At 69.7% G+C, this 24,594-nt stretch carries 21 protein-coding genes; 9 read left to right on the top strand and 12 right to left on the bottom strand.

What is annotated here, in order from left to right; all coding sequences use genetic code 11:
- Nucleotides 1-25: 25 nt before the first annotated feature.
- Both ACWDUN_RS23495 and ACWDUN_RS23490 read right to left on the bottom strand, forming a co-directional pair.
- Entirely contained in the window at nucleotides 26-1,495 is a 1,470-nt protein-coding gene (locus tag ACWDUN_RS23495) for an aldehyde dehydrogenase (RefSeq protein ID WP_449932419.1), read from the bottom strand.
- A gap of 48 nt (nucleotides 1,496-1,543) precedes the next feature.
- On the bottom strand, nucleotides 1,544-2,308 hold the full coding sequence (locus ACWDUN_RS23490) for a class I SAM-dependent methyltransferase (protein ID WP_449932418.1): 765 nt from the start codon (nucleotides 2,306-2,308) through the stop codon (nucleotides 1,544-1,546).
- Between the two features lie 112 nt (nucleotides 2,309-2,420).
- Here ACWDUN_RS23490 and ACWDUN_RS23485 point away from each other — a divergent pair, with 112 nt between their 5' ends.
- Nucleotides 2,421-3,593: a glycosyltransferase family 4 protein gene (locus tag ACWDUN_RS23485; RefSeq protein ID WP_449932417.1), complete on the top strand. Its 1,173-nt coding sequence runs from the start codon at nucleotides 2,421-2,423 to the stop codon at nucleotides 3,591-3,593.
- Here the strand turns inward: ACWDUN_RS23485 and ACWDUN_RS23480 are convergent.
- Both ACWDUN_RS23480 and ACWDUN_RS23475 read right to left on the bottom strand, forming a co-directional pair.
- Entirely contained in the window at nucleotides 3,577-5,160 is a 1,584-nt protein-coding gene (locus ACWDUN_RS23480) for a hypothetical protein (protein WP_449932471.1), read from the bottom strand. The two genes, ACWDUN_RS23485 and ACWDUN_RS23480, sit on opposite strands and share 17 nt — an antisense overlap.
- Nucleotides 5,157-6,368 (bottom strand): DUF3068 domain-containing protein, encoded by a 1,212-nt coding sequence (locus ACWDUN_RS23475; protein WP_449932416.1) that lies wholly within the window; start codon nucleotides 6,366-6,368, stop codon nucleotides 5,157-5,159. Before ACWDUN_RS23475 ends, ACWDUN_RS23480 begins: the two co-directional genes overlap by 4 nt.
- A 91-nt stretch (nucleotides 6,369-6,459) precedes the next feature.
- Here ACWDUN_RS23475 and ACWDUN_RS23470 point away from each other — a divergent pair, with 91 nt between their 5' ends.
- Nucleotides 6,460-7,608 carry an acyltransferase family protein gene (locus tag ACWDUN_RS23470; RefSeq protein ID WP_449932415.1) on the top strand — a complete coding sequence of 383 codons (1,149 nt, stop codon included), beginning with the start codon at nucleotides 6,460-6,462 and terminating at the stop codon, nucleotides 7,606-7,608.
- Here the strand turns inward: ACWDUN_RS23470 and ACWDUN_RS23465 are convergent.
- Nucleotides 7,602-8,579 (bottom strand): phosphotriesterase family protein, encoded by a 978-nt coding sequence (locus ACWDUN_RS23465; protein ID WP_449932414.1) that lies wholly within the window; start codon nucleotides 8,577-8,579, stop codon nucleotides 7,602-7,604. The two genes, ACWDUN_RS23470 and ACWDUN_RS23465, sit on opposite strands and share 7 nt — an antisense overlap.
- Before the next feature lie 86 nt (nucleotides 8,580-8,665).
- Between ACWDUN_RS23465 and ACWDUN_RS23460 the strand changes: the two genes are divergently transcribed.
- On the top strand, nucleotides 8,666-9,562 hold the full coding sequence (locus ACWDUN_RS23460; RefSeq protein ID WP_449932413.1) for a metal-dependent hydrolase: 897 nt from the start codon (nucleotides 8,666-8,668) through the stop codon (nucleotides 9,560-9,562).
- Nucleotides 9,559-10,629: a PDR/VanB family oxidoreductase gene (locus ACWDUN_RS23455; protein WP_449932411.1), complete on the top strand. Its 1,071-nt coding sequence runs from the start codon at nucleotides 9,559-9,561 to the stop codon at nucleotides 10,627-10,629. The genes ACWDUN_RS23460 and ACWDUN_RS23455 overlap by 4 nt, the downstream gene beginning before the upstream one ends.
- On the opposite strand, the gene ACWDUN_RS23450 is transcribed toward ACWDUN_RS23455, so the two are convergent.
- Both ACWDUN_RS23450 and ACWDUN_RS23445 read right to left on the bottom strand, forming a co-directional pair.
- Nucleotides 10,601-14,761 carry an alpha-(1->3)-arabinofuranosyltransferase domain-containing protein gene (locus tag ACWDUN_RS23450; protein WP_449932470.1) on the bottom strand — a complete coding sequence of 1,387 codons (4,161 nt, stop codon included), beginning with the start codon at nucleotides 14,759-14,761 and terminating at the stop codon, nucleotides 10,601-10,603. The two genes, ACWDUN_RS23455 and ACWDUN_RS23450, sit on opposite strands and share 29 nt — an antisense overlap.
- 22 nt (nucleotides 14,762-14,783) lie before the next feature.
- Nucleotides 14,784-14,957 (bottom strand): DUF2613 domain-containing protein, encoded by a 174-nt coding sequence (locus ACWDUN_RS23445; RefSeq protein WP_083056138.1) that lies wholly within the window; start codon nucleotides 14,955-14,957, stop codon nucleotides 14,784-14,786.
- Nucleotides 14,958-15,176: 219 nt separating this feature from the next.
- Here ACWDUN_RS23445 and ACWDUN_RS23440 point away from each other — a divergent pair, with 219 nt between their 5' ends.
- Nucleotides 15,177-16,331, top strand: a complete 1,155-nt coding sequence (locus tag ACWDUN_RS23440; protein ID WP_449932409.1) for a glycoside hydrolase family 3 N-terminal domain-containing protein — start codon at nucleotides 15,177-15,179, stop codon at nucleotides 16,329-16,331.
- 15 nt (nucleotides 16,332-16,346) lie between these two features.
- Entirely contained in the window at nucleotides 16,347-16,949 is a 603-nt protein-coding gene (locus tag ACWDUN_RS23435; RefSeq protein ID WP_449932408.1) for a TetR/AcrR family transcriptional regulator, read from the top strand.
- Nucleotides 16,950-17,018: 69 nt separating this feature from the next.
- Here ACWDUN_RS23435 and ACWDUN_RS23430 read toward each other — a convergent pair whose 3' ends face one another.
- Genes ACWDUN_RS23430 through ACWDUN_RS23420 form a run of 3 tightly spaced genes read right to left on the bottom strand, consistent with a single transcriptional unit; the run spans nucleotide 17,019 to nucleotide 20,311 of the window.
- Complete coding sequence (locus tag ACWDUN_RS23430) at nucleotides 17,019-18,104, bottom strand: methyltransferase (RefSeq protein WP_449932407.1); 1,086 nt, start codon at nucleotides 18,102-18,104, stop codon at nucleotides 17,019-17,021.
- Nucleotides 18,105-18,113: 9 nt separating this feature from the next.
- Complete coding sequence (locus ACWDUN_RS23425) at nucleotides 18,114-18,959, bottom strand: MaoC/PaaZ C-terminal domain-containing protein (protein WP_449932406.1); 846 nt, start codon at nucleotides 18,957-18,959, stop codon at nucleotides 18,114-18,116.
- Nucleotides 18,959-20,311, bottom strand: a complete 1,353-nt coding sequence (locus ACWDUN_RS23420) for a 3-oxoacyl-ACP reductase (protein ID WP_449932405.1) — start codon at nucleotides 20,309-20,311, stop codon at nucleotides 18,959-18,961. The genes ACWDUN_RS23425 and ACWDUN_RS23420 overlap by 1 nt, the downstream gene beginning before the upstream one ends.
- Before the next feature lie 46 nt (nucleotides 20,312-20,357).
- On the opposite strand from ACWDUN_RS23420, the gene ACWDUN_RS23415 reads away from it, so the two are divergent.
- The 3 genes from ACWDUN_RS23415 (at nucleotide 20,358) to ACWDUN_RS23405 (ending at nucleotide 23,381) form a co-directional block, all read left to right on the top strand.
- A complete protein-coding gene (locus tag ACWDUN_RS23415; RefSeq protein ID WP_449932403.1) occupies nucleotides 20,358-21,656 on the top strand; it encodes an acetyl-CoA C-acetyltransferase in 1,299 nt (432 codons plus the stop codon).
- A gap of 245 nt (nucleotides 21,657-21,901) precedes the next feature.
- The gene (locus tag ACWDUN_RS23410) at nucleotides 21,902-22,825 is read left to right on the top strand and encodes a TIGR03564 family F420-dependent LLM class oxidoreductase (protein ID WP_449932402.1); all 924 of its coding nucleotides are present in this window, start codon (nucleotides 21,902-21,904) and stop codon (nucleotides 22,823-22,825) included.
- A 238-nt stretch (nucleotides 22,826-23,063) separates the two neighbouring features.
- Entirely contained in the window at nucleotides 23,064-23,381 is a 318-nt protein-coding gene (locus ACWDUN_RS23405; protein ID WP_449932401.1) for a helix-turn-helix domain-containing protein, read from the top strand.
- Here ACWDUN_RS23405 and ACWDUN_RS23400 read toward each other — a convergent pair.
- Together ACWDUN_RS23400 and ACWDUN_RS23395 are read right to left on the bottom strand one after the other, a co-directional pair.
- Nucleotides 23,378-23,968 carry a ClpP family protease gene (locus tag ACWDUN_RS23400; RefSeq protein ID WP_449932400.1) on the bottom strand — a complete coding sequence of 197 codons (591 nt, stop codon included), beginning with the start codon at nucleotides 23,966-23,968 and terminating at the stop codon, nucleotides 23,378-23,380. The genes ACWDUN_RS23405 and ACWDUN_RS23400 overlap by 4 nt on opposite strands.
- A complete protein-coding gene (locus ACWDUN_RS23395) occupies nucleotides 23,965-24,570 on the bottom strand; it encodes a ClpP family protease (protein ID WP_449932399.1) in 606 nt (201 codons plus the stop codon). The genes ACWDUN_RS23400 and ACWDUN_RS23395 overlap by 4 nt, the downstream gene beginning before the upstream one ends.
- Nucleotides 24,571-24,594 lie beyond the last annotated feature (24 nt).

Here is a 24,594-nt window from a genome sequence, read left to right as displayed (position 1 = left end):
TTTTGCGTCTGCTCGCGCAGAAAAGCTACTCCGGGGTGTACCCGAACGGCAGCAGCACGCTCTTGGACTCGCAGTAGCCCGAGATGCCCTCCGGCCCGCACTCGCGACCGATACCGGAGTTCTTGTAGCCACCGAACGGGGCACCCGCGTCGAAGGCATACATGTTGATGCCGTAGGTGCCGGTACGGATCTGCTTGGCTATCTCGATGGCCTTCGGGTAGTCCGTGGTGTACACCGAACCGGCCAGGCCGTACACCGAGTCGTTGGCGATGCGCACCGCGTCGGCCTCGTCCTCGTAGGGGATCACCACGAGAACCGGCCCGAAGATCTCCTCCTGGGCGATGGTCATCGAGTTGTCCACATCGGCGAACACCGTCGGCTGCACGAACCAGCCGGCGTCCAGACCCTCGGGCCGGCCGCCGCCGGTGACGACGCGCGCGCCCTCGTCGAGCCCCTTCTTGATGTAGCCCTCGACGCGCTCGCGCTGCTTCTCCGAGATCAGCGGGCCCACCATCGACGCCGGGTCATCCGGCGGGCCGGCCTGCATTCCGGCGGCCGCCGCGGCGACCTTCTCGACCACCTCGTCGTAGCGCGAGCGCGGCGCCAGGATGCGGGTCTGGCCCACACAGGCCTGCCCCGAGTTCATCAGGCCGGAGAAGATCAGCATCGGCAGCGTGGAATCCAGGTCGGCGTCCTCGAGGATGATCGCCGCGGACTTGCCGCCGAGTTCCAGGGTGCACGGCTTGAGCTTCTCGGCGGCGATCTTGCCGATCTCCTTGCCGACCGCACTCGAGCCGGTGAAGGTGAACTTGTCCAGCGCCGGGTTGTCGGTCAGCGCGCGACCGGTCTCGGGGCCGCCGGGCACCACCGACAGCACACCCTCGGGCAGACCGGCCTCGGCGAACACCTCGGCCATCAGATTGGTGGTCAGCGGCGTCTCGGCGGCCGGCTTGAGGACGATGGTGCAGCCGGCCAGCAGGGCCGGACCCAGCTTGTTGGCGGCCAGGAAGAACGGCACGTTCCAGGCGACGACGGCGCCGACGACGCCGACGGGCTCCTTGAGCACCAGGGTCTGGCCGTACAGGCCGTCGCGGATGTCCTGCCAGGCGAACTTGTCGGCCGCCGACGCGTAGAACTGCAGCGTCGACATCGCCGCGCCGTACTGCATCATGTCGACGATGGTTTGCGGCTGGCCGGTCTCCAGCTTGAGCAGATGCTTGAACTCCTCGGCACGCGCCTCGATCAGCTCGACCGCCTTGGCCAGCACCGCCTCGCGCTCCTTGGGCGCCATCCGCGGCCAGGGGCCCTCGTCGAAGGCCTTGCGGGCCGCAGCGCACGCGGCGTCCACGTCCGCCTTCGCGGCCAGCGGCACCTGGCCGACCTTCTGCTCGGTGGCGGGGGAGAAGACCTCGATGACCTCGGAGGTCGACGGTTGTGCCCACTGCCCGCCGATGAACAGCTTGTCCCACGTTGTCTTGAACGCCGTCTGTGTCATGGACGTCACACTACCGAGAAACCCGGCCAAACGAGAACCTGTTGCAGTTCAGGGCTGCAGCACCAGCACCAGATTGCTCACGGTGAACTCCCGCACGCCCGGCACCGCCGTCATCCACCAGGCCCATCGCGGGTGGTAGCGCGGGAAAGCGTGGACCATAGTGCCGGTCGAGCGGGCCCAGTGCAGCCCGTCGGCCGCCGAAACGGAAAACAACGACGATCCGTAGTCGTTCTTGGGTCGGTGGCCGTGCCTGCGGGCGTACCGGTCGGCGGCGCGCGCCCCGCCCAGATAGTGCGTCAACCCCATCTCGTGCCCGCCGAACGGACCCAGCCAGACGGTGTAGGACAGCACCGCCAGCCCGCCCGGGCGCGTCACCCGCACCATCTCGTTGCCCAGCACCCAGGGGTGGCGGACATGCTCGGCGACATTGGAGGACAGGCAGATGTCGACGCTGTCGTCGGCGAACGGCAGCGCCGTACCCGACGCTCGCACGAAGGTGCCCGCACCGTCGGGCGTACCGGCCGGGCCGGCGTGCATCTCGCGCGGATCCGGCTCGACCCCGATATAGCTCATCCCAGCCGCGGTGAACGCGGACGCGAAATAGCCTGGGCCCCCGCCCACGTCGAGCACGGTGCGCCCGGCCGCGGTGGTCGCGTTCAGGCCGGTCCACAGGTCGGCGACCATGTCGACGGTGTCGGTGGCCAGTGCCCCGTAGAACCGGGCCGGATCGGACTGCTCGAACCGGAAAGCACCGAGCAGTCCGACCGAACGACGCAGGGTGGCCCGGCGGGCGAAGTCACGGGTGGGCCGCACCCGGACAGCCTAGGTGTTGGGACGCGACGGGCAAGGTGCCCAGTTATCGATTCCGCTCACCGGCTTTCCTGCAGATCCCGCCGCCTGATCCGCAGGCTAGGCTGGCCGGGTTATGAGTCCAGGCCCCCGCAACGCCCCCGTGCGGCGCGTCCTGCTGCTGTGCTGGCGCGACACGGGCCACCCGCAGGGCGGCGGCAGCGAGGCGTACCTGCAGCGCATCGGTAGTCAGCTGGCCGCCACGGGCCTCGATGTCACGCTGCGCACCGCGCGGTATCCCGGTGCCCGGCGCCGAGACGTCGTCGACGGGGTGACCGTCAGCCGGGGCGGCGGACCGTACTCGGTGTACGTGTGGGCCGGGCTGTCGATGGTGGCCGCGCGAGTGGGGCTGGGCCCGCTGCGTCGCGCCCGGCCCGATGTCGTGATCGACACCCAGAACGGCATCCCGTTTCTGGCCCGGCTGGCCTACGGCACCCGCTCGATCCTGCTCGTGCACCACTGCCACCGCGAGCAGTGGCCGGTGGCGGGCCGGCGCACCGGGCGCTTCGGCTGGTTCGTCGAATCGCGGCTCTCGCCCCGTCTGCACCGGCACAATCAGTACGTGACGGTGTCATTGCCCTCGGCGCGCGAATTGACCGAACTGGGCGTGACACCGGAACGGATCGCGGTGGTGCGCAACGGCCTCGACGAGGCTCCCGAGGCGACGCTGACCGCGCCCCGCTCCCGCACACCACGCGTCGCGGTGCTGTCGCGGCTGGTACCGCACAAGCAGATCGAGGATGCGCTGGATGCGATCGCGCTCTTGCGCAAGGACATCCCGGATCTGCACCTGGAGATCGTCGGTGGCGGCTGGTGGCGGGAGCGGCTGATCGACCACGCCGCGGCACTGGGCATCACCGATGCCGTCACCTTCCACGGCCATATCGACGATGCGGCCAAACATGCGGTGGTGCAGCGCTGTTGGGTGCACCTGATGCCGTCACGCAAGGAAGGCTGGGGGCTGGCCGTCATCGAAGCCGCCCAACACGGTGTGCCGACCATCGGCTACCGCGGATCCGGCGGACTCACCGACTCGATCGTCGACGGTGTCACCGGTCTGCTGGTCGACGGTCCCGGCGAACTGGCCGAGGGCCTGCGCCGATTGCTCGCCGACCCGGTGCTGCGCGAGGAACTCGGTGCCAAGGCGCGCGCCCGCAGCGCCGAATTCTCCTGGGTGCTCAGCGCGGACGCCATGCGCACCGTGCTCGACGAGGTGGCCGGCGGGCGACGCGTCAGCGGCGTCGTCTGAGCGCGGCGACGAACCCGGCGCCCGACAGCGTCACCAGCCACACGAGATGAGCCGCGATCAGCACCGGCCGATCCGCGGATCCCGGTGCCTCACCGCCCACCTCGTACAAGGTCATCTCCGAATCGCGGTATGCGACAGGCAGATCCAGCGGCGCACCGGAGCCGTGTACCACCACCCACCCCACGCCGGCGGCGGCCAACTCCGGTCGGGATGCCCCGGCGGCCAGCAGCGCGGTGACGGCCCGCGCCTGTGCCCCCTCGCCCGGGATGGTCTCACCGCCGATCAGCAGGTCACCGCTGACCAGCACATCGGCGGACACCCAGCGCGGCAACGGATCCAGCACCGGCGCGGTGCCGGCCCAGGCGAACCGGCGCATGCTGTCCGGCGGGAGTACCGCCACCGGCCGTGGGTCGGCATTGATCCGTTCGGCCACCGCCTGCCAGGCCGGCGGATATCGCACCGCCCGCAGCTGCCCGCCCACACCCCAGGCCAGATCCGGCAGCACCGCGATCAGCGCGACACCACACACCACCGAGACCGACCGTCCGAACCGCGCCGCCCCCGCGGCGGCCAGCACATACCCGGGCATCGCCAGCGCCACCCACTTCTGCCCGTCGCGCAGCACACCGAGCCCCGGTAGCCGGCCGGCCATCCACTCCAGTGTGGTCATACCGGGCCCGGTGGCCAGGCCGGCGGGCACCAGCACCGCGGCCACCGCCAGCACCAGTAGCGGGCGCGCTTCGCGGCGCCGGAGCGCAGCCGGGAGGCCGGCCGCCACCACCGCCAGCAGCACCACGGTGGCCACCACGGCGAACAGCGTCGTGCGGGAGTCGGGCACGGCCTGGGCGTTCCACATGCCAGCGAGACCGGCCAGGCTGCCGAGCGTGCCCAGACCGGGTTCGGCGCGCGCCGCGAACGCCGCCACCCCGGCACCCGCGGTCGAAGAAAGAGATGCCGAAACCACCGCGGCCACCAGCCAGGGCAGCGCGGTGGCCACCGTGGCCCCGGCGGTCACGGCCACCGCGCGCCAGCCCCGGCTGCACACCAGCGCGACGACCGCCGCCAGCAGCGCCCCGGTCGGCGTCAGACCGGCCAGCGCGATCCAGAAGGCCACCGCCCAGTAGCGGTGCCGCAGCATCGCGGTCGCCACCCATGGCAGGCAGCCATAGCCCACCAGCAGGCTCCAATGTCCCTGCAGCAGCCGTTCGGCCACGTAGGGATTCCAAACGGCCAGCGTCGTCGCCAGCAGTTGACCGGTCAGGCCGGTATCGGGCAGCACGTGGGCCACCAGGCGGGCGGCACCGGCACCGGCCGCCAGCAGCCCGCCGACCAGCAGCGCCTTCACCACGATGCCGCCGTCGAGGACGTGCGAGGCCAGCGCGACCGCGAAATCCTGCGGCAACGCGCGCGGCGCCGCCTCGGTCAACCCGAGGGCGGCGTCGGACAGATAAGACCGCGGCGTCGAGACGGCATCGCGCAACAGCAGATAACCCGGACCCAGCAGCGGTCCGGTGACCAGCAGGGCGAGCGCCAGCGCGTAGGCCGGCGCGAGCCAACGGCGAATCAGACCGGTCGGTCCGGCGGCAGGTCGGTGGGCCGTCGGGTCGGGATCTTCTCGGTCTGTGCCTCGGCGGCGGGCATCGGCCCGGACTCGTCGTCCCGGCGGCCGAAGAAGCCGCGATCGTCACCGTCGAGCCCCGGATCGATCAGCGTCGATTCGGCGCGCAGCGCAAACGACCCGAGCAGGGCGCCGCCCACCAGCATGACCAGGCCCAGCGCGGTGAAGGTGATCGGCAGGATGCGGGTCCACAGCGCCAGGTTGTCGGCCTCGTCACGGGCCGCCGCCACCTGAGATTCGACCGTCTTCTCGGTGGAGGTGACGGTGAACTCGGCGAAGGTGACCTCGGGTTCGAGGGCATCCCGCGAGTAGTAGTGGAAGCCGTGTTCCTCGGCGCGCACGATGGTGCCGGTCACCGGATCCACCCAGAAGGTCCGCTCCGCGGCGTAATACCGCGTCATCGTGATCGGATCCTCGGGGTTCTCGGCCTCCACACCCCACAGCGAGGCGCGGGCGGTCACCTCGGAATCCTCGTCGTTGTCGTACAGCGACGCATACTTCACCGGGTCGGCCAGCTTGCCGTCGGCGTCGTAGCCGATGTTCTGGGTGAACCGGTAGGTGGTCAGTCCGTTGACGTCTTCCTCACCGTCGTAGTTGGCGTCGAAGGCCTGCTGCGCGATCGGATCGAAGTACGGGTAGGTCTTCTTCTCGGTGTCGAACGGGAACCGGTAGGACAGCCCCTCGTGCGGCAGCGCGATGTTCGTCGGCGGGCTGTCGTCCTCGATGGTGCGCGGCTTCTGCACGGCGCCACCGGGGTTGGTGTCGCTGGAGACGGCCTCGGCCGACGTGCGGTCCAGCGTCACGGTGTCGACCATGGCCAGCAGCAGACCCTCGTCCTGCTGCTTGTCGGTGCGCCGCAGCGAGCTGCCCACCTGCAGCGTCACGACGTCGGCATTGGCCGGCGCCTCGACGGTGAGCTGCTGCTGCAGCGCGACCGGGACGTCCTCGTTGATGACGAACCGCTCCGGTGACGACAGCGATGCCGGGTCCAGCGCGGTGGCCGTTCCCTCACTCATCAGATCGGCATCCAGATCCAGCGGGATCTTGGCGATCTTGCCGTGGGTGTACGTCGACAGGAGCAATGCTGCGATGAGAAGGGCAGCACCCAGCCCCAGAAGTCCACATGCGGCAAAGCGCAGGGCCACTGCTCGGTTCAACCCGGGCTCCCTTCGGTCGCTGACGACCCTAACAGCACACTGTAAGGACGAGGTTTATGACAACCGCATCCGTCCCGGCACACTGGTGCCCATGACGCTGTCGACCTCCGGCGGGACCCGAGGATTCCTGCCCGCCGTCGAGGGCATGCGGGCCTGCGCGGCCATCGGCGTCGTGATCACCCACGTGGCCTTCCAGACCGGTCACACCGGCGGCGTCACGGGCCGGCTGCTGGGCCGCTTCGACCTGGCGGTGGCGGTGTTCTTCGCGCTGTCCGGGTTCCTGCTGTGGCGCGGGCACGCCGCGGCGGCCCGCGGGCTGCGCTCACGGCCGCCCACCGGGCACTACCTGCGCTCGCGGTTGGTGCGCATCATGCCGGGTTACCTGGTGGCCGTCGTCGTCATCCTGACGCTCATGCCGGACGCAGGAGCCAATCTGACGGTCTGGCTGGCCAATCTGACGCTCACCCAGATCTACGTGCCGCTGACGCTCACCTCCGGGCTGACCCAGATGTGGAGCCTGGCCGTCGAGGTCAGTTTCTATATCGCGCTTCCGTTCCTTGCTCTGCTGGCCCGCCGGCTGCCCTTGCGCGCCCGCATCCCGGCGGTCCTTGCCGTCGCCGCCGCCAGCCTGGCCTGGGGACTGATCCCCTTCGATCCGCCCTACGGGGTGAACCCGCTGAACTGGCCGCCGGCCTTCTTCTCCTGGTTCGCCGCGGGCATCGTGCTGGCCGAACTGTCGGTCAGCCCCGCAGGTCGGGCGCACCGGTTGGCGCGTCGGCCGCTGCTGATGGCCGCGATCGCGGCGGTGGCCTTCGTGGTGGCCGCCTCGCCGCTGGCCGGTCCGGAGGGGCTGACGCCGGGCACCGTGGGGCAGTTCGTCGTCAAGATCACCATGGGTGCGATCGTGGCCGGCACGCTGCTGGCACCGCTGGTGCTCGACGCCCCCGACACCGAGCACCGGCTGCTGGGCAGTCCGGTGATGGTGACGCTGGGCCGCTGGTCCTACGGCCTGTTCATCTGGCACCTCGCGGCGCTGGCCATGGTGTTCCCGATCATGGGGTACTTCCCGTTCAACGGGCACATGCCGGTGGTGCTGGTGTTGACGCTGGTGTTCGGTTTCGCGATCGCCGCCGTCAGCTACGCGCTGGTCGAATCACCGTGCCGAGAGGCCTTGCGCCGCTGGGAAACCCGCCACCACCGGGCCGCCCCGCGGGACAGCGCGGTCGTCGACGCTCAGTAGCCCCCGCCGTGGGTGAAGATCCGGCGTGGGTTGTCCACCAGCATGGTGTGCAGCTGCTCGTCGGTGACGCCGCGCTCCTTCAGCGCCGGGATGACGTCGTTGTGGATGTGCAGGTAGTGCCAGTTCGGCATCACCACGGGCACCACATCCTCGGGCAGGGCGTCGAAATAGCAGGACGCGTCGTGCGAGAGCACCATCTTCTCGGCGTGGCCGCGTTCGCACATCCGCGCCACGGTGTCGACGCGCTGTTCGAAAGGCAGGATCGAATCGATGCCGAACCGGTCCATGCCCAGGTAGGAACCCTGCGCGATGAGCTCCTCCAGATAGTCCAGATCGGTGCTGTCCCCGGAATGCCCGATGACCACCCGGCTCAGATCCACCCCCTCCTCGGCGAAGATGCGCTGCTGTTCCAGACCGCGCCGTAGACCGGCGTGGGTGTGGGTGGAGATCGGCACCCCGGTCTCGCGGTGCGCGGCGGCCACGGCACGCAGCACCCGCTCCACACCTGGGGTGACGCCGGGTTCGTCGGTGGCGCACTTGAGGATTGCCGCCCTGATCCCGGTGTCGGCGATGCCCTCGGTGATATCGCGGACGAACATCTCGGTCATGATCTCCGGACCGTCGAGCAGGGTGCCCGGGCCCTGAAAGTGGAAGCGGAACGGCACGTCGTTGTAGGTGTACAGCCCGGTTGCGACGATGATGTTCAGCTCGGTGGCGGCCGCGACGCGCTGGATGCGCGGGATGTAGCGGCCCAGCCCGATGACGGTGAGGTCGACGACGGTGTCCACACCGCGGGATTTCAGTTCGTTGAGCCGGTCGATCGCGTCGGCGACCCGGCGTTCCTCATCGCCCCAGGCCTCGGGATAGTTCTCGGCGATCTCGGTGGTCATCATGAACACGTGCTCGTGCATGAGCGTCACACCGAGGCCAGAGGTTTCGATCGTCCCGCGTGCGGTACTCAGCTTGGACACGTCGCCGATGCTAGGAGGCTTGCGCTGTGCCCGGGCCGGTTCGCCAGTATCGACAGCTACCCGGTACCAGGGGTACCGTCTTGCCGATGGAACTGTTGGACTCGGACACCCCGGACATTGAGCAGATCGCTCTGCACGCCCGCGCCGTGCAGTTCGACCTGTCCGACGTGCCTGCACAGTGCGTCTACGGCGACCCTTACGCCAGCCACCTGTACAACGGGCTGAGCCTGCTGCTGCCGGCCGGCGAGGAGTGGTTCGTCGCACTGCTGAAAGAGGCGCTGCCGCTGATCGACGACGAGAAGCTGCGCGAGGATGTCATCGGCTTCATGGGCCAGGAGGCGATGCACGCCACCGCCCACACCGGCATCAACGAATACCTGGAGCGCCACGGTATCGACCCCACCCCCGTGCTCGAGCGCGCCAACTGGGTCTTCGGCAGCCTGCTGGGCCCGCGCGAGGTGAGCGGTGCCAAGGCGCACAACTACATGGTGGAGCGGCTGGCGGTGATGGCCGCCCTGGAGCACATCTTCTCGTTCCTGGGTGACTGGGTGCTCAATGCGAAGCGGCTCAATGGTGAGACCGTCGACCCCACCATCGTGGACCTGCTGCGCTGGCACGGCGCCGAAGAGGTCGAGCACCGCATGGTCTCCCACGACGTACTGCGCTATTTCGACCACAACTACGCCCGCCGCGCCTGGGCGCAGGTGGTGGCCGGACCGATGTTGCTCTACCTGCTGTGGCAGGCGACCCGGTACCTGATGCGCGTCGACCCGAACCTGGACATGTCGCGCCGCCGACGCAAGGCGGTCTGGCGCGGTTTGATGCGGTCGGGCCGGCGCGGGGTGGCCCCATCGATTGCGCACACCTCCTGGCGTGCCCTGCAGTACTTTTCGCCGCGCTATCACCCCGGCACCGTCGGCGACACCGCCCAGGCCGTGGCCTATCTCGCCTCCTCGCCCGCGGCGCGGGCCGCTTCGAAGTGAGGCGCACCGCACCACCGCTCGGCACCCCGCTGGATGACCGGGCCACCAACTTCGTCGTCTCGCTGCTGGACCGGTTCTGGCTGAGCCGGGTCGTCAAAGCCGACTACGCCGACGAGCGGGCGGCCCGCACACCGCATGATCCGATGACGCTGGTGCTGTCCGGGCGCGAGATCGTGGCGCACGACAAAGATGTTGTCGCGCTGACGTTCTCGGCCCCCGACGGTGCCATGCTGCCCGGCTGGCAGCCCGGCGGTCATCTGGACCTGCACCTGCCCTCGGGGCGTCGACGGCAGTACTCGCTGTGCGGTGATCCGCAGGATCGCCACCGCTACCGCATCGCGGTGCGCAAGATCCCCGCCGGTGGTGGCGGCTCGCTGGAGATGCACGGCCTGCAGGTCGGCGACACCGTCACGGTGCGTGGACCGCGCAACGGCTTCCCGTTCATCCCCTACGAGCGGGTCCTCTACATCGCCGGCGGTATCGGTATCACCCCCATCCTGCCGATGGTGCGCGCCGCCCAACGGCTGGGCACCGATTGGCATTTCGTGTACTGCGGCCGCAGTGCGGACACCATCCCGTTCCTCGACGAGATCTGGCAGTGGGATCCCGGACGGGTCACCGTGCGCCTCGACGACGAGCACGGCCTGCCTACTGCGGCGGACCTGTTGGGCAGGGCATCGGCCGGCGGTGCGGTGTACGTGTGCGGGCCGCCGCCGATGATCGAGACCGTGCGTCAGGGGATCGGTGAATCCGGGGCCTCCGCATTACATTTCGAGCGCTTCAGCGCGCCGCCGGTACGTGACGGCACCGCCTTCGAGATCGAACTCGCGCGCAGCGGTGCGGTACTGACCGTGGCCGCCGACGAGACGGTGCTCGACGCGCTGGTGCGGCACCGGCCCGATATCGCCTACTCGTGCCGGCAAGGCTTCTGCGGGACGTGCCGGATCGGGGTGTTGGCGGGCACGCCCGAGCACCGCGACGCCCGGCTCACCGACACCGAACGCGCGAACTCGATGTTGGCGTGTGTATCGCGTGCGGTCAGCGAGCGTCTCGTCCTCGACGTGTGACCACCGTCGACGCGGCCAGCATCGCCACCGACAGCAACGCCAGCAGCTGCACACCGGCGGAATGCCCGACATAGCCGTCCACCGACCGCCATGGATTGCGCGACAGCACCGCGCCCGCGGCGATCAGCCCGCCGGCGGTCACTCCCACCGTGATCGCGTCGTCGATGCGGGGGCGGCCGGCCAACAGGTGGCGCGATCCGATCGCGCCCGCCAGCACGAGCGCGCCGGGGATGCCGCTGACCAGGAATCCGGCCAGCACCGCGGCCGCGGCGACGAACACCGGCCGCGGCGCCCAGGTGGGTACCGGCTGCCCGGTGCCGGGCCTGCGCACCGGCACCAGCGCCAGCGCTGCCAGCAGCGGCAGCAGCGCCAGCCCGCCGAACAGCCCGATCCGGTACGGCGTGTTGGACGGGAAGCTCAGCGTCACGGTGCCTTCGGTGCCCGCCGGAACCACCCAGCCCTGCTGCCAGCCGTTCACCGTGACCGGTTGCAGCGCGGAGCCGTCCTCGGTGTGCGCGATCCAGCCGGGGTTCACGCTCTCGGGCACCACCACCACGCGCTCGCGATCACTGTCGGGCACGTCGATCTCCCGATGATCGGCATCCCACGCCCCCGTGTGGGCGGGGCTCATCGCGGCGGAACGCACGTCGCCGGCCTGCGCAGTGGCCAGCGTGATCCCGTCGACGACGAAGGCCTCACCCGGACTGACGAGCAGCTCCTGCTGACCGGCCGGTAGTGACATCGGTTCGGACTGGCAGGGTTTCGCGGCTATCGGCGCGTTGTCCAGCAGCGCGCCCGCGGTCGTGCGGATCGATGTCTGCACGAACTGTCCGGCGGCACCGATGATCGGTCCCCGTCCACACGGCAGGGTGATCGGGCGGTCCCGGTCGGCGGCATCGGCGGCCGCGATCGGTGTGCCCGCGGCGTCCAGCACCGTCACCTCCGCCAGGCCCGGCGGCTTGAGCTGATCGAAACCCAGTGCGGTGCGGTCGATCACATCACGCCAATCCAGGATCGACAGGGTCACGGTATCGGTGACGGTGGGTTTGAGATCGATGGTCTGGGGCTCATCCCCGGTCAACCGCCGCACCTGCGGCCCGGCGCCCAGATCGACCGCGACCAGCGTGGGGTGCGCGGGCAGTGCGGTGCGGCTCGGGGCCAACGTCAGCGCGGCCACCTCGGTGGGCTCGGGCAGTCGCACCGTCAGGGTCGCCGGCTTCTTGAGCTGCACACCGTTCTGCGGGGCGGTCCACGAGGTGAGCGGATCACCGTCGGTGGCCGCGAACGCCGATCCCTGCACGTCGATCAGATCGGATTCCCCGGTGGCGCGCGCCGTTGCGGGCTCGTGCAACAGATCGGCCAGCCGCGGACCCTGGCGCGGCCGGACCCAGACCGTCGGCGTCACGGTGGTCGCCGTCGGCACCGTCAGCGTGCGGCTGAGATTCACCGGTTCCTCGGGCGCCAGCCCCATGGTGGCCGCGCACTGCACGGCGTCGGGGCCGTCCGCGCAGCCGGGCCTGCCCAGCAGTTCGGACCCCAGATCCCATTGCGCCACCGCCGATCCCGGCGGCGGGCCGGGCACATCGAGGGTGCGGCGCAGCGGGATCTGGTGGGCGAAACCGGAGGCGTCGTACTGGGTGACGGTCAGATCGGTGATACCGAACTGCACCCCCGGCGATCCGTCGTCGGTGCCGACGGCGGTGATCCGCAACCACGGTGTCTCGCCGAACGGCAGCGCGGCGGCCAGCGGTTTGCCCGGCTCGTCGAAGCGCAGGGTGGTGGTGCCGTTGATCGTCGAGACCTCGATGCGACGGACCTGAGCGCCGACCGCGGTGGCGCTCGGGGTGATGGTCACCGCCGCGTTGGTCACCGGGTTGTCGAAGTCGATCTGCATCCACTGGCCCACCGCGGCCTGCAGTGAGCTGGACACCCAGCTGGTCGAGGGGTCGGCGTCGATGGCGGCCGCCGGGCCCAGCGCCGGTGAGACATCCGGCAGCGCAGTGGAATCCGCGGCCGAGCTGGACACCGTCAACCGGCCGCCGTCCCAGCGCGCGAACAGCGGGTCGGTGCCCGCCGGATAGTCCATCACCCGGTTGAAGGTGTGCCGCAGATCGCCGGGTGCGCGCATCTCCGAGGAGTGGTGGTCGACCCGGCCGTAGTCGGTCTCGCGGGCGACGGGGGTGTCGGTGACCGTGACCAGCGGTGCGGGCAGGCCCGCGCTTTGCGCATCGGCGGTCAGCAGCATCGGCCCCAGCGGTGGCTCACCGGCCAGCCGGCGCCGTTCGGCGATGCGCAACAACGATTCCGGGCCGCCGTCCACCCGGGCCATGGCATCGGCATCGGTCAGGTACGGACCGGGTTGCGCGCCGTCGACCCGGTATATCTCGACGGCCGGGTAGCGGGGGCGCAGCCCACTGTCGGTGACGAAACCCTCCAGCGTGCCCGGCCCTATCGGGTCACCGAACTCGGCGACCCTGGTCAGGCCAGGGGAATTCTCGACGACGCGGTGCACCAGCAGCGGACGGGCCGACCGGGATGTGTCGGGGTCCAGGTCATTGCGCACCACGACGTAGGAGATCCCTTGCTGGGTAAGGGTATCGGCCAGGCCGGCCGACGGTCGGCCGGCGGCGAACAGGCGTTGCACGGAATCCAGCGCACGGATGGTCTGCGGCGGGGTGAGCGGGATCGAATCCCGCACGCCCCACGGGCTGCTGCCCAGCACCTGCAGGGGCTCGTCGTGGCTGTTGCCCCAGGTCTGCGTGGCGAACGGCGCGCCCGGTGCCACCAGCACCCGGCCACCATCGGTGTTGTGCTCGTCGAGCCAGGCCGCGGCCTGGTGCCAGTGCTGCGGGATCGCCTCGAAACTGCCCGGCGGGGTCAACCGGCCCGTCCAGGCCAGCGATGTCGCGGCGACCAGCGCGGTCAGCACCACGATGCCGACCGCCACCCGGCGATCACGTTCCGGATAGGCAAAGGCGTCCACCCAGGTGCGGCGGGAGGCGCTGCCCGGCAACGGTATCCGGCCCAGCAGATGTGCCAGGCCCAGCGCGATCGGCAACCGCAGCAGGGGTTCGAGCTTGTGCACGTTGCGCAGCGGGGTGCCGTCGGCATCGAGGAACACCTGCACAGCCGCGGCGATCGGGGATCCCAGCCCGCCGGCGTAGCCGACGGCCAGCGCCGTGATGCCGACGAACAGGATGGTGATCAGCCGGCCGCGGGCCGGCATGCTGCGCATCGCCAGACCGGCCAGGCCGGCCGCCGCGACCAGCGTGGTGGCCAGCACCGCGACCGAACCGGTCACCAGTTGTGACCCGGCGGTGGCGGTCGGGGCGACATACGGTGTCCAGCTGTCGGTGCCGCGCAGCATCTCGGTCAACGACAACCAGCGGGTGGTCACCCCGGAGGATTCGATGTAGTCCAGAAACGGCGGGCTGATCCGGCCGAGCAGCACCAGCGCCACCGCCCACCAGGTGACCGCCAGCGCCGTGCACCCCAGCCACCAGCCGGTGAACCGCCACCACTGCCGGTTGGGTCTGTGCGCGGCCCACCAGATGATGGCGGCCAGGCACCCGGTCAGGGTCGCGACGGCGTTGACCGCACCCATCAGCGCGACCGCGGCCGCCGACCGCGCCGCCAGCAGCCGGATCCGCGGATCCCCACGCATGGCATGGATGACCGGCAGCAGCACCCAGGGCGCCAGCATCATCGGCAGCGTCTCCGAGGAGATCGCGCCGAGGGTGGTCAGTACCCGAGGGGACAGCGCGAACGCCGTCGCCGCGATCACCCGTGCGGCGGTGGTGCCGATGCCGAGCACCTCGGCCACCCGCAGCAACCCCCAGAAGCCGACGGTGAGCAGCAACGCCCACCACAACCGCTGGGTCACCCAGCCCGGAATGCCCAGGACGTCGCCGGCCAGGAAGAACGTCCCATGCGGGAACAGGTAGCCGTAGGCCTGGTTCTGAGCCTGGCCGAACGGCAGATCGCTGTTCCACAGGTCGGCGGCGCGCGCCAGGAACCGCCACGGGTTGGCGGTCAGGTCGAGTTTGGTGTCCGGTGAGATGCGGCCCGGAGACTGCAGGAAGGTCAGGACCAGGAAGACGGTGCCGACCAGCCACAGCCAACGCCGCGACAGGACCCCTTCTGCGGCGCCCGGGCTAGGCCCGGTCGCCGTATTCAACGCGGTTGAGCACCGACGACGCCGGGTCCCCGGACTGCACGGGGGGCTTGGTGTCCTGCTGGACCATCAGGGTCACGCCGAAGATGGCTGCCGCACCCAGCAACAGGCCGACCACGATGCTGGCGGCAGCGGGCACGACGAACCGATCCATGCGGCCAACCTAGCACGCGAGGCTGAGTGGACGATTCCAGCCGAGCGGGTGTTCCGACGTCATCACCGGCACGGTGGGAGGGAGCGCGTTGCACCGGATACGACCGTGCTCGAGCAGTCCAAGGACTCACCCGGTACCGGTCTCGAGGCGCAGCGGTCCGCCAGGCGGAAAACTCCGCAGGCGCACCGCCCGGTACCCACCCGGTTACTGTGGGGACCCATGTCGATGTCACGCACCCTCGGTGCCCTGACCGCCCTGTCCGGACTGCTGATGGCATGCGCGCCGGCCGCCGAGGTCGACACCGCCGCCTCCCCGGCACCGCAGACCAGCGCGGCCACCCCGTCGAACGCCTCGCTGGACCGGCCGCTGCCGGCCGCGCCCGGACCGCAGGTGTGCGGCGATATCGCCTCGCTGTCCACCCGCGACAAGCTGGCCCAGCTGCTCATGGTGGGCGTGAACAATGCCGCCGACGCGCAGGCTGCGGTCACCGATCACAAGGTCGGCGGCATCATGATCGGCAGCTGGACCGATATGTCCATGCTGGGGGCGCCGCTGGCCGAGATCGCCGCGTCGAGCACGGCGCTGCCGCTCGGGGTCAGCGTCGACGAGGAGGGCGGCCGGGTGTCGCGGCTGGCCGGTGTGATCGGCAGCCAGCCCTCGGCCCGGGTGCTCGCCGAGACCAAGACCCCCGATGAGGTGTACGGCATCGCGCTGGAACGCGGCCGCGCCATGCGCGGGCTGGGTATCACCGTGGACTTCGCCCCCGTCCTGGATCTGACCCAGGAGAGTGCCGCGATCGGTGACCGCTCCTTCGGCGACGATCCGCAGACCGTCACCGACTACGCCGGTGCCTACGCCCGCGGGCTGCGCGACGCCGGGGTGCTGCCGGTGCTCAAGCACTTCCCCGGGCACGGCCGCGCCGCCGGTGACTCCCACACCGGCTCGGTGTCCACCCCGCCGCTGGCCGAACTGCAGGCCCAGGACATGGTGCCCTATCGCACCCTGGCCCACCAGCCGCCGGTGGCCGTCATGGTCGGCCACATGCAGGTGCCCGGACTGACCGGATCCGAGCAGGCCAGCCTGAGCCCGGCCGCATACGGGTTGCTGCGCGGTGAGATCGGGTTCGGTGGCGTCGTGTTCACCGACGACCTGTCCAGCATGGCCGCCATCAACCAGCAGTACGGGGTGGCCGAGGCGGTGCTGAAATCACTGCAGGCCGGCGCCGATATCGCGCTGTGGATCACCACCGCCGAGGTGCCCGCCGTGTTGGATCGCCTTGAGCAGGCCGTCGCCTCCGGTGAACTGCCGCAGGCCAAGGTGGACGACTCGTTGCGCCGGGTCGCGGCGTCCAAGGGGCCGAACTCGAACTGCTAGCCGTAATCTGTTCCGATGGCCGGAGGAACGAAGCGGTTGCCGCGCGCGGTGCGCGAACAACAGATGCTCGACGCCGCCGTGCAGATGTTCTCCATCAACGGCTATCACGAGACGTCGATGGACGCGATCGCCGCCGAGGCGCAGATCTCCAAGCCGATGCTGTACCTGTACTACGGCTCCAAGGAGGACCTGTTCGGCGCCTGCCTGGACCGCGAACTGAACCGGTTCGTCGACGAGGTGCGCGGCAAGATCGACTTCACGCTCAGCCCAAAAGACATGCTGAGCAACGCCGTTGGCGCGTTCCTGGGCTATATCGATGCCAACCGGGCGTCCTGGATCGTGCTGTACAGCCAGGCCACCAGCTCGCAGGCGTTCGCACACACGGTCCGTGAGGGCCGGGAGCGCATCATTGATCTGGTCGGCAGGCTGCTGCAGTCCGGAACCCGAAACCCGGAGCCCGACGCCGATTTCAACATGATGGCGGTGGCGCTGGTCGGCGCCGGTGAGGCCATCGCCGACCGGGTCAGTTCCGGGGATGCCGATGTGGCCGAGGCGACCGAGCTGATGATCAACCTGTTCTGGCGCGGCCTGAAGGGCAAGCCGACCGACAAGGGCTGACGCCGAAACTGAACACGATGGCGAGGATCGGCGACTTTCCCGCGATCGTCTCCAGGTTCGGCGCGCGGATCAGATTGCGGTGCCCTCGATGAGGCTGAACGGCGTTGCGGTGGGCACCACCCGGTCCAGCCGGAACCCGGCCCGCTGATACAGCGCGCGGTATTCGGCCTCGGTGCGTTCGCGGCCACCGGCCGACACCAGCATCTCCATGTCGAGCCACTTCGGCAGGAACTCGCGGTGGTGTTCGGGGATGACCGCCTCCAGCAGCACCAGTTTGGTGCCGGGCGACGCGGCGGCGCGCACGGTGGTCAGGATGTCGACCGCCTCTGCGTCCGGCCAGTCGTGGATGACGTTCTTCATCACGTACAGCGCACTTGCGGTGGGCACCGATTCGAAGAACGACCCGGACTGCACCGTCACCCGATCGTCGACGCGGAAGCGGCGCAGCAGTTCCGGGGCACCCTCGACCACCTCGGCCAGGTCGTAGAGCACACCGCGAGCATCGGGCGCGGCCTGCAGGATCGCCGCGAGCAACCGGCCGTGCCCGCCGCCGACATCGGTGATGGTCGCGAACGGGGTGAAATCGTAGGCGGCGACCACCGGGTCGATCGCGAGTTCGGACATGCTGGTCATGGCGTCGTTGAAGAGCGCGCCAAGTTGCGGCTCGCTGTGCAGGTAGTCGAAGGCCGGCATGCCCCGCATACCGGGGATCACCGACTGCCCGGTGCGGACCGCCTCGGTGAACCGGCTCCAGTGCTCACGGTGCTGCACCGAACCCACGAAGCGCGCCATCGCCGCAATCGACACCGGCGCATCGGTGCGCAGGGCGTCGGCGAGCGGATTGAGCGCGAACCGCCCGCGGCGCACCGTGAACACCCCGGCGCTGATCAGTGCGCGCATCAGCCGCGCCAGGGCGTCGGGATCGGCGCCCACCCGCTGTGCCAGCTCCTCGGCGTTCAACGGGCCGGCGGCCAGTGCGTCGGCGATCTTCAGTTCGGCGGCGACGCTGATGCCCTGGGACACCCACGCGCCCAGGATCAGCTCCAGCAGCACCGCGGGCGGCGGCGCGCTCTGTCGGCGTAATCGGCCGAGTCCGTCGCGGACCCGGTCGATCACGCGGATGATTCCGGCGGGCGGCACGCGGGTGGCAGGCACCCTGGCAGCTTAGAGCGCGGAAACGGTCGCCGTAAGGTGCGGATAGCCCTTGGACAGGTGTCGCAATGCCAGTTCCCAGCCGTCGTCGGCGCGGTCCACGTAGAGCCCGGCCCGCGCCGGCAGCAGCACCGGCTTGCCGAAGCGCACCGAGTATTTCACCGCGTCCGGCAACTGCCCCTCGATATTGGCCAGCACCGCGGCCGCACTGAACATTCCGTGCGCGATGGCCGTCGGGAAACCGAACAGCTTGGCGCCGAGCGTGCTGGTGTGGATCGGGTTGTGGTCCCCGCCGATCGACGCGTACGACCTGATCTGGCCGGCCGAGATGCTCAGCACGGCGTTGGGCGGCGGCAGCTTCGGCTGTTTGGGCGGCTCCGGTCGCGGCTCATCGGACAGGCTGGTGCGCTGCTGGTGCAGGAACGTCGTGGTCTGCTGCCAGGCCAGGTCGTAGCCCACCTTGATCTCGGTGATGATGTCGACCAGCAGGCCCTTGCGGTGCTCGCGCAGGTTCTCCGCCCGCACCGCCACGTCCAGGGTGTCGCTGACCGAGATCGGGCGGTGCTGGGTGATGTGGTTCTCGGTGTGCACCGAACCCATTGCGGCGAAAGGGAAGTCGAAACCGGTCGCCAGCGACATCACGCTCGGGAAGGTGAGCGCGAACGGGTACGTCAGCGGCAGCGTGTCACCGAAGCGCAGACCGGTCACCCCGGCGTAGGCGGCGACGTTGGCCGGATCGATGCGCAATTCCGGCACGTGCACGGTGCGATCGGGCAGGCCGCCGGCGCGCGGGACGAACGGCAGCGCCCCGGCCACCGCCCGGGCCATGTTCAACAGACCACTGGGCTGATCGCTCATCACGCCCCCAGCAGGGCCTGGCCGCAGACCCGTATCGTGTTGCCGGTCACCGCATTCGACGCCGGGCTTGCGAAGTAGGCGATGGCCTCGGCGACGTCGACGGGTTGACCGCCCTGGAACAGCGAGTTGAGCCGGCGGCCGACCTCACGGGTGGCCAGCGGGATGGCCTCGGTCATCTTGGTCTCGATGAATCCGGGTGCCACCGCGTTGATGGTGATGCCCTTGTCGGCCAGGCTCGGCGACAGGGCATCGACGATGCCGATCATGCCCGCCTTGGTGGCGGCGTAGTTGGTCTGGCCGCGGTTGCCGGCGATACCGGCCATCGAGGACAGCCCGATCACCCGTCCGCCCTCGCCCAGCGCGCCGGCCGATACGAGGCCTTCGGTGAGGGTCAGCGGCGCAACGAGATTGACCGCGATCACCGAGTCCCAGCGCGACTCGTCCATGTTGGCCAGCAGCTTGTCGCGGGTGATGCCGGCGTTGTTCACCAACACGTCGACCGTGCCGCCGTGGTGCTCCTTGAGATGGGCCACGATGGCATCGACTGCGCCTTCCGAGGTCACGTCCAGCGCCAGCGCCGTGCCGCCGACCTTCTCGGCGGTCTGCTTCAGTGCATCCTCGGCGGCAGGCACGTCGACGGCCACCACGGCCGCACCGTCGCGGGCGAACACCTCGGCGATGGTCGCGCCGATACCGCGGGCGGCACCGGTCACGACGGCGACCTTGCCGGCCAGCGGCTTGTCCCAGTCGGCGGGGGCGGTCGACTCGGCGGCGCCCACCCGGAACACCTGGCCGTCGACGTAGGCGGACTTACCGGACAGGATGAACCGCAGGGTGGATTCCAGACCGCTGGCGTCCGGGGCGGCGTCGGCGGCCAGATACACCAGCGACACGGTCGCGCCGCGGCGCAGTTCCTTGCCCAGCGAGCGGGTGAAGCCCTCCAGCGCGCGCTGCACGATCTGCTCATGGGCGTCGGCGGTCTCGCCGGGTGCGGTGCCGATGACCACGACCCGCCCGCTCGGGGCGAGGTTGCGCAGCACCGGGGTGAAGAACTCGTAAAGCGCCTTGAGGCCGGATGGTTCGGTGATGCCGGTGGCGTCGAACACCAGCCCGCCGAAGGTGTCGGCCCAGCGCCCGCCGATATTGGCCGAGACGACGTCGTAGTCGTCGGCCAGCGCGGCGCGCAAGGGTTCGACAACCCTGCCGTCACCGCCGATCAGCAGCGAGCCGTTCAGCGGCGGCTGCCCGGGACGGTAGCGGCGCAGCTCTTCGGGCTGCGGGACGCCGAGTTGTTTGGCCAGGAACGATCCGGGCCCGGAATTGACCACTTGGGAGAACAGGTCGGAAGCCATGGGTACTAACTTACTCCAGAGTAAGAACGGCGGGTAATATTGGGTTATGGCTAACACGAATTCTCGTCGCGTCGCCGTGCTCGGCGGAAACCGCATCCCCTTCGCCCGTTCCGACGGCGCGTACGCCAACGCGTCCAACCAGGACATGTTCACCGCCGTCCTCGACGGCCTGGCCGACCGCTTCAACCTCAAGGGCGAAAAGCTCGACGCCGTCATCGGCGGGGCGGTGCTCAAGCACAGCCGCGACTTCAACCTGATGCGCGAGAGCGTGCTGGGCAGCGCGCTGTCGCCCTACACCCCGGCCTTCGACCTGCAGCAGGCCTGCGGCACCGGTCTGCAGGCCGCGATCGCCGCCGCCGACGGGATCGCGCGGGGCCGCTACGAGGTCGCCGCCGCCGGCGGTGTGGACACCACCTCCGATGCGCCGATCGCCTTCGGTGACGACCTGCGCGGTGTGCTGCTGAGCCTGCGCCGGGCCAAGTCGAACGTCGACCGGCTCAAGCTCGTCGGCAAGCTGCCCGCCGCCCTGGGTGTGGAGATCCCGACCAACGGTGAGCCCCGCACCGGGCTGTCGATGGGCGAGCACGCCGCCATCACCGCCAAGGAGATGGGCATCAAGCGCGTCGACCAGGACGAACTGGCCGCGGCCAGCCACCGCAACATGGCCGCCGCCTACGACCGTGGCTTCTTCGACGACCTGGTCACCCCGTTCCTGGGCGTCTACCGCGACAACAACCTGCGCGCCGACTCGTCGGCCGAGAAGCTGGCCAAGCTCAAGCCGGTGTTCGGGGTCCGCAACGGTGACGCCACCATGACGGCGGGCAACTCGACGCCGCTGACCGACGGTGCCTCGGTGGCGTTGCTGGCCTCCGAGGAGTGGGCCGCCGCACGATCGATCCCGGTGCTGGCCTACTTCGTCGACGGGGAGACCGCCGCGGTCGACTATGTCAACGGCTCCGACGGGCTGCTGATGGCGCCGACCTACGCGGTGCCGCGGCTGCTGGCCCGCAACGGCCTGACCTTGCAGGATTTCGACTTCTACGAGATCCACGAGGCGTTCGCGTCGGTGGTGCTCGCCACGCTGAAGGCCTGGGAGTCCGACGACTACTGCAAGAACCGGCTGGGTCTGGACGGGGCGCTGGGCTCGATCGACCGGTCCAAGCTCAACGTCAACGGTTCCTCGCTGGCGGCCGGGCATCCGTTCGCCGCCACCGGTGGGCGCATCGTGGCGCAGCTGGCCAAGCAACTGGCCGAGAAGAAGGAGCAGACCGGCCAGCCCGTGCGCGGCCTGATCTCGGTCTGCGCGGCCGGCGGCCAGGGCGTCACCGCCATCCTGGAAGCCTGACCTCCGCCCCGCCCAAACGAACAAACGGGCCCGAAAATGCGGGATGACCTCGCCTTTTCGTCAGTCTCGATGCGGGCGGGCGGGGGCCGGTGAAAGTTTTCCGAAAAAACTTTCCGGATCGCTGTAACGCTCGCTGAAGCAGCGTCGATACATGGGATAGCTCCGTGTTGCCGTCTGACCCCCCGACCCGACGGCAACACGGGGCTCTTTACTTTTTCCGGGCACACCCTCCTCGGCCGGGCATCATGGGTGCCATGCAGATCAGCATCTTGGGATCGCTGTCCCGGTCGGGCGCGGGCTCCCTGGTCGACGGTGTCGTGTCGGAGTTCGCCCGGTTTCGTAACGAGGGGTTCCGGCGCATCTGGATGACCCAGATGCCCTACGAGCCGGATCTGCTGACGGTGCTGGCGGTGGCCCTGCGTGAGGTCGACACCATCGAGGTCGGCACCGGGGTGGTTCCCATCCAGAACCAGCATCCGATGCAATTGGCGCAGCGCGCCCTGACCCTCGATGCCATCTCCGGCGGTCGGTTCATCCTCGGCCTCGGCATGACACACGCAGCCGTCACCGAGGGCATGTGGGGCATCCCGTGGGACCGGCCGGTGCGTCGGCTCAACGAATACCTCGACGGCCTGCTGCCGCTGCTGGCCGGCGAACCGGCCGATGCGTCCGGCGAGCTCTACACCACCCGCGGTGCGGTGCAGGTGCCCGGCACTACGGGCACCGCGGTCTACATCGCGGCGCTGGGACCACAACTGCTCAAGATCGCCGGGCGCCGCACCGCCGGCACCGTCACCTGGATGACCGGGCCCACGACGCTGGCCGAGCACGTCAGCCCGACACTGCGGTCGGCCGCCGGCGGGCGCGATGTCCGGGTAGTGGCCGCGTTGCCGGTCAGCGTCACCGATGACGTCGACGCGGCCAGGGCGCAGGCCGCCGAACAGTTCGCCATGTACGGGCACCTGCCGTCGTATCGGGCGATGCTCGACCGCGAGGGATACGCGGGGCCGGCGGACGCGGCCTTGATCGGTGACGAGGAGACGGTGACCGCCCGGATCCGGGAGTTGGCGGCCGCCGGCGTCGACGAGTACGTCGGCGTAGTCTTCGACGCATCGTCCGAGGTCAGAGACCGTACTCGGGCTCTGCTGCGCACGCTCGACGACGCCTGAAATTGCCCCTGGTGTGATACTCGTCACAGGCGTACAGTCGTCTTCACGACGGGTTCGGGAGTGACTGATTCGAAAGAGCCGGCAACGAGGCGAAAGACCGGCCGCGTGAGATACCGCAAGGTATGAATGGACGCCCTCGAGGTTGAGAAACCGAAATGTCCTCCCGGACCCGCCCACGTGTCTTCAGCTGGTGGTGAACAGCCCCGCACCGAGCCGCGATTGCGGCGATGATGCTGACATGGGTGACGTCATTCGTCTTGAGCCGAAGCGCACGCCGCGATCGATCGATCCGCTCTGGCGCGAGGTGCTCGGCCGACGGTTGCGCGCCACCCGGCGCGCCAACGGCGAACGGCTGGTCGACGTGGCCGAGCGCGCCGGGGTGTCGCCGCAGTACCTGTCCGAGATGGAGCGCGGCCGCAAGGAGCCCTCCAGCGAGATGATCGCCGCGGTGTGCGGTGCCCTCGGCATCGAACTGGGGCGCCTGCTCGGCGGCATCTCCGCGGATCTGACCCGCGCCGGTGAGCGGCCTGTGGGCACGACGCTGTTGGCGGCCTAACCCCGTTCGTCGAGAACACGGTCGGCCAGCCCGTAGGCCACCGCTCCGGCGGCGTCGAACACGCGATCCCGATCGGTGTCGTGACGCAGTTGTCCGGTGCTGCGGCCGGTGTGCCGGGCCAGGATCTCCTCCAGCTGATTGCGCATCCGGACCACCTCGTCGGCCTGCAGGATGAGATCCGGGATCGTCCCCCTGCCCTGCGCCGCGGGCTGATGCAGCACGACCCGGGTGTGCGGCAGCACGGCTCGGCGGCCCGGGGCGCCGGCGGCCAGCAGCACCGCGCCGGTCGCCACCGCCTGCCCGATGCATGTCGTGGCCACCGGCGCCTTGATGAACCGCATGGTGTCGTACACCGCCAGCATCGCCGACAGGTCCCCACCCTCGGAGTTGATGTACAGCGCGATCTCCTGCTCGGGGTTGTCGGCCTCCAGGTGCAGCAGCTGTGCGATCAGGGCGTTGGCGACACCGGAATCGATTGCGGTGCCGAGGTAGACGATGCGCTCGCTGAGCAGATGCGAGTAGACATCCATGATCCGCTCGCCGCCGGGGGTGCGAGCGATGACATTGGGGATCGTGTAGGTGGTCACGCCCCGGCCCCGATTCCCAAGCGCTGCTTGCGATTCGGCACGACTTGCGCGAAATCGCCGACCACGTGGTCGATGAAGCCGTACTCCAGCGCCTGCGGTGCGGTGAACCAGCGGTCGTGCACCGAATCGGTGAAGATGCGATCGACGTCCTGGCCGGTGTCGGCGGCGATGATGCCCAGCACGGTGTCGCGGGTGTGCCGCAGATCGTCGGCCTGGACCTCCACCTCGACGGCCGAACCGGCGATTCCCGCGGAGCCCTGATGCATCAGGATCCGCGCGTGCGGCAGGGCGAACCGTCGGCCCGGGGAGCCTGCGGACAGCAGGAATTGTCCTGCGCTGCAGGCCAATCCGAGCGCCAGGGTGGACACCTGCGCCGGGATCAGCCGCATCACGTCGCGGATGGCCAACATGGCCGGTACGGATCCGCCGGGGGAGTGGATCCAGAGCGCGATATCGTCATCGGACTCGGCGGCCAGCGTCAGCAATTGCGCCATCAGGACGGCACCGTTGTCATCGTCGAGGGCGCCGTCGAGGACGAGCACCCGCTTGCGGTACAGATCGTCGCGCAGCTGGCGACCGAACAGTGGTGGTTTCTCGCTCATGCCTAGAGATTGCCGCCCCGGGAG

The sequence above is a fragment of the Mycobacterium sp. NPDC003323 genome (assembly GCF_053589535.1).
Note: the sequence above shows the minus strand (reverse complement) of the source record. Positions and strands in the feature narration are given on the sequence as shown.

Coding starts and splice junctions, on each gene's coding strand:
- ACWDUN_RS23495 (WP_449932419.1), bottom strand. CDS start 1,495: ATGACACAGACGGCGTTCAAGACAACGTGGGACAAGCTGTTCATCGGC.
- ACWDUN_RS23485 (WP_449932417.1), top strand. CDS start 2,421: ATGAGTCCAGGCCCCCGCAACGCCCCCGTGCGGCGCGTCCTGCTGCTG.
- ACWDUN_RS23470 (WP_449932415.1), top strand. CDS start 6,460: ATGACGCTGTCGACCTCCGGCGGGACCCGAGGATTCCTGCCCGCCGTC.
- ACWDUN_RS23460 (WP_449932413.1), top strand. CDS start 8,666: ATGGAACTGTTGGACTCGGACACCCCGGACATTGAGCAGATCGCTCTG.
- ACWDUN_RS23445 (WP_083056138.1), bottom strand. CDS start 14,957: ATGGATCGGTTCGTCGTGCCCGCTGCCGCCAGCATCGTGGTCGGCCTG.
- ACWDUN_RS23440 (WP_449932409.1), top strand. CDS start 15,177: ATGTCGATGTCACGCACCCTCGGTGCCCTGACCGCCCTGTCCGGACTG.
- ACWDUN_RS23435 (WP_449932408.1), top strand. CDS start 16,347: ATGGCCGGAGGAACGAAGCGGTTGCCGCGCGCGGTGCGCGAACAACAG.
- ACWDUN_RS23425 (WP_449932406.1), bottom strand. CDS start 18,959: ATGAGCGATCAGCCCAGTGGTCTGTTGAACATGGCCCGGGCGGTGGCC.
- ACWDUN_RS23420 (WP_449932405.1), bottom strand. CDS start 20,311: ATGGCTTCCGACCTGTTCTCCCAAGTGGTCAATTCCGGGCCCGGATCG.
- ACWDUN_RS23415 (WP_449932403.1), top strand. CDS start 20,358: ATGGCTAACACGAATTCTCGTCGCGTCGCCGTGCTCGGCGGAAACCGC.
- ACWDUN_RS23410 (WP_449932402.1), top strand. CDS start 21,902: ATGGGTGCCATGCAGATCAGCATCTTGGGATCGCTGTCCCGGTCGGGC.
- ACWDUN_RS23405 (WP_449932401.1), top strand. CDS start 23,064: ATGGGTGACGTCATTCGTCTTGAGCCGAAGCGCACGCCGCGATCGATC.
- ACWDUN_RS23395 (WP_449932399.1), bottom strand. CDS start 24,570: ATGAGCGAGAAACCACCACTGTTCGGTCGCCAGCTGCGCGACGATCTG.